Below are 3,018 nucleotides of genomic sequence, written 5' to 3'. Positions count from 1 at the left end.
TTTTTTTTTTTTGTTTTATGCAGATGGTGGGGGGGGGGGCGCCCGGGGGGGCCGCCCCCCGGGCCGGGTTCGCAAGGGCGGGCGCGCGCCCGTCCAGGCCCGCCCCCCGGCCCGGGCCACCCGTCCGGCATGCGCTCGGGAACCGACGGCCGCTCAGGAACCGGCGGCCTCGCGGGAAACGGCGGCCGAGCGGCGGAACATGCGGGTCGCGGTGATCTCGCCGTGGATGGTCTCCCCGTCCGGCGAGCGCTGCGGCAGGCCGGGCCGCAGGTGCTCCTCGACGCTGATGTACTTCAGCCCCGCCCGCAGGTCGGCGTCGTTGCGCAGCCGGATGACCAGGGGGAACTCGGCGAGGGCCGTGGTGTCGAAGAGGCCCGTCGTGTAGAGCAGCTGGACGCCGAGCGCGTCGGAGACGGCCCGCTGGAGTTCCAGGAGGTAGGTCGCGTTAGCGCGCCCGATCGGGTTGTCCAGGAACAGCGTGCCCGCGTGACGGTGCTTGTCGCGGCCGCGGTCGTTGCTGCGCAGCGCCGCCATGGTGCAGTACAGGGCGATGGCGGCGGTCAGCAGCTGGCCGCCGGAGAAGACGTCGCCCATCTGGCCGACCGGGACCCGCTCGGCGCGCAACACCGCGTCCGGCTTGAGGATCTCCACGGCGATGCCCTTGGGTTCGAGGGCCGCCTGGACGCCGCGCAGCAGCAGGGACATGCCGTCGCGGCGGCCGCCCTCGCCGAAGGAGGCGGTGCTGTTCTTCTTCACGGCGGCGCGGGTCGCCTCGTCGATGACCTCGCCCAGCCGCTCGGTGAGCGTGGCCTGGTCGGGCTCCTCGAAGCGGATCCGCAGGAACTCCTGGCCCGACCACTCCCCCAGGCCCTCCGGCAGCTGGGACAGGCGCTGCGCGGAGCGCAGGGTGGCCAGGGCGGATTCGACGAGGCCGCGGAGCCGGTCGACGATGCTGTCGCGGTTGCGCTCCAGCTGGGCGAGCTCGTCGGTCAGGACGCGCAGCCGGGGCGCGAAGGCCGCGGCCCAGGCGGCGGCGTGCTCGGGCAGCGCGGAGGCGGGCAGTTCGCGGATCTGCTGGCGGGCGGGGGTGCGCACCTGCTCGTAGCGGGTGGCGTTGGCGTGCCGGACCAGAACGTCGCTCGCCTCGCGCACCGCGGAGTCGGCGGCCGAGAGGTCGGCCGCGCAGCCGCGCAGGGAGCGGCGTGCCTCGGTGGCGGACTGCCGGGCCTCCTCCAGGCTGCCCGGGTGTGGCACCGGCTCCTGCTCGTCCTCCGGGTGGCTGTGGTCGCGCAGCAGGTCCCGCAGGAGGGCCGCGGTCTCGTCGAAGCCCCCGGCCCCGTCCTCGGCCGCGCGGTGGGCGCGCAGCAGGTCGGCGTGGGCGGCGCGGGCGCTCTCCACGGCGGCGGAGTGGGCGGCGAGCCGGGCGGTGGCGGTGCGCAGCAGGCCCTGGGCCTGTTCCACGTCGGCCGGAACCAGTTCCTCGGGGAGTTCGGTGTGGGCCTCGCCGTCGGCCGGGGCGTGCCGTTCGGCCTCGCCGCGCAGCCGGCCGAGCTGCTCGCTGGCGGTGGACGCACGGGATTCCAGCATCTGTACGAGGGCCTCGGCGCGGGCCGCGGCGGCCTGCCGGGAGGGGCCGTCGGCGCCGTCGGTGCCTTCGAGGAGCTGGGCGGCGCGGGTGCGGACCTTGTTGGTGAGGCGGTCGAGTTCGGCGAGGGCGGCGCTCTCGTCGCTCTCGGCGCGGGCCTGTTCGGCGCGCAGGTCGGCGCCGACGCCGACCTTCTCGTAGAGCAGGGAGGCGGCCCGGTAGGCCTCGCGCAGGTCGGGGAGCGGGGCGCGCGGGGCGTCCTCGGGGGGCAACTGGTCGGGGGCTCCGGCGATCTCGGCGCGTTCGGCGCGCAGGGCGCGGGCGGTGCGGCGGGCGTCGTCGGCCGCGCGCTGGGCGGCCCGGCGGTCCTCGTCGGCGGCGCGGGCCCGGTCCAGGCAGGCCTCGGCGCGGGCCTCCGACTCGGCGGCCTCCTCGGCGAGTTCGCGGGCCCTGGTCTGCCAGCCGGAGCGCTCGCGCAGCCGGTGGGCCAGCCCGGAGAGGGCGTCGGCGGCACGGCGGGCACGCTGGGCGGTGTCCTGGCGCTCGTCGCGGACCCGGGCCGCGTCGGCGGCGGCCTCGTCGGCCTCGGCCCGTACCGTACGGGCCTCCGCGAGCTCGGCGTCGGCCTCCTCGGCGAAGGTCCGGGCGGCGGCGGCGTGTTCGGCGAGCTGGGCGAGGCGGCCGGGCGGGCAGCCGGTGCGCCAGGAGGCGAGCCGGGCGGCGAGCTCGCGGTCGCCGGAGAGGCGGGCGGCGAGGTCGCGGATGTCGGTGTCGCGGGCCGTGGCGCGGGCGCGGAGCGCCTGGCGCTCCTCGTCGGCGGCGTGCTCGTCGTGCATGGCCGGGTTCGGCGGGACGAGGAAGACCCCGGAATCGGCGCCGGGGTCCCCGGCCGGCGGTACGGGTGCCAGCAGGGCCGCCGCGGTGCCGACGGCGACGGTGGAGCGGGGCAGCAGCGCGGCTGCGGAGAGGACCTCGCGGGCGCGGCTGTGGGTGTCGGGGTCGGTGATCACGACGCCGTCGACGAGTTCGGGGCGGGCGGCGAGGACGGCGGCGTGGTCGGCCGGGTCCACGGACTGGGCGAGGTAGCGCCAGCCGGGCAGGGCCGGGATGCCGTGTTCGCCGAGGTACTCGACGGTGGCGAGGACGTCGGGGCCGGGCGGCAGCAGGCCGCCGTCGCCGAGGGCGCCGAGGATGCGGGCGTCGTCGGCGGCGGCCGTGCGCAGCTCGAACAGCTGGCGTTCGGCGGAGCCGACGGTGTCGGCGAGCAGCCGGACCAGCTCGTCGGAGCCCCGGTCGAGGTCGGCGACGGTGAGGCCCGCTCCGGCGGTGGTGGATCCGGTGGCGGAGCCGGGGCCCGACCGGTCCGTGACCGCCACGGTGCCCGGGCTCGCGGCGTCCGCGCCGGGGGTCTGGCCGGCGCGGGCCGCGGTGGC

The 3,018-nt window shown here is 77.6% G+C and carries 1 pseudogene; it reads right to left on the bottom strand.

Annotated elements, in window-relative coordinates:
- Window positions 1-153: 153 nt before the first annotated feature.
- Window positions 154-3,018: pseudogene (locus ACEPPI_RS40275) on the bottom strand (hypothetical protein); the annotation flags it as partial.

The sequence above is a fragment of the Streptomyces sp. AB3(2024) genome, assembly GCF_041862025.1.
Taxonomy (GTDB): Bacteria; Actinomycetota; Actinomycetes; order Streptomycetales; family Streptomycetaceae; genus Streptomyces.
Note: the sequence above shows the minus strand (reverse complement) of the source record. Positions and strands in the feature narration are given on the sequence as shown.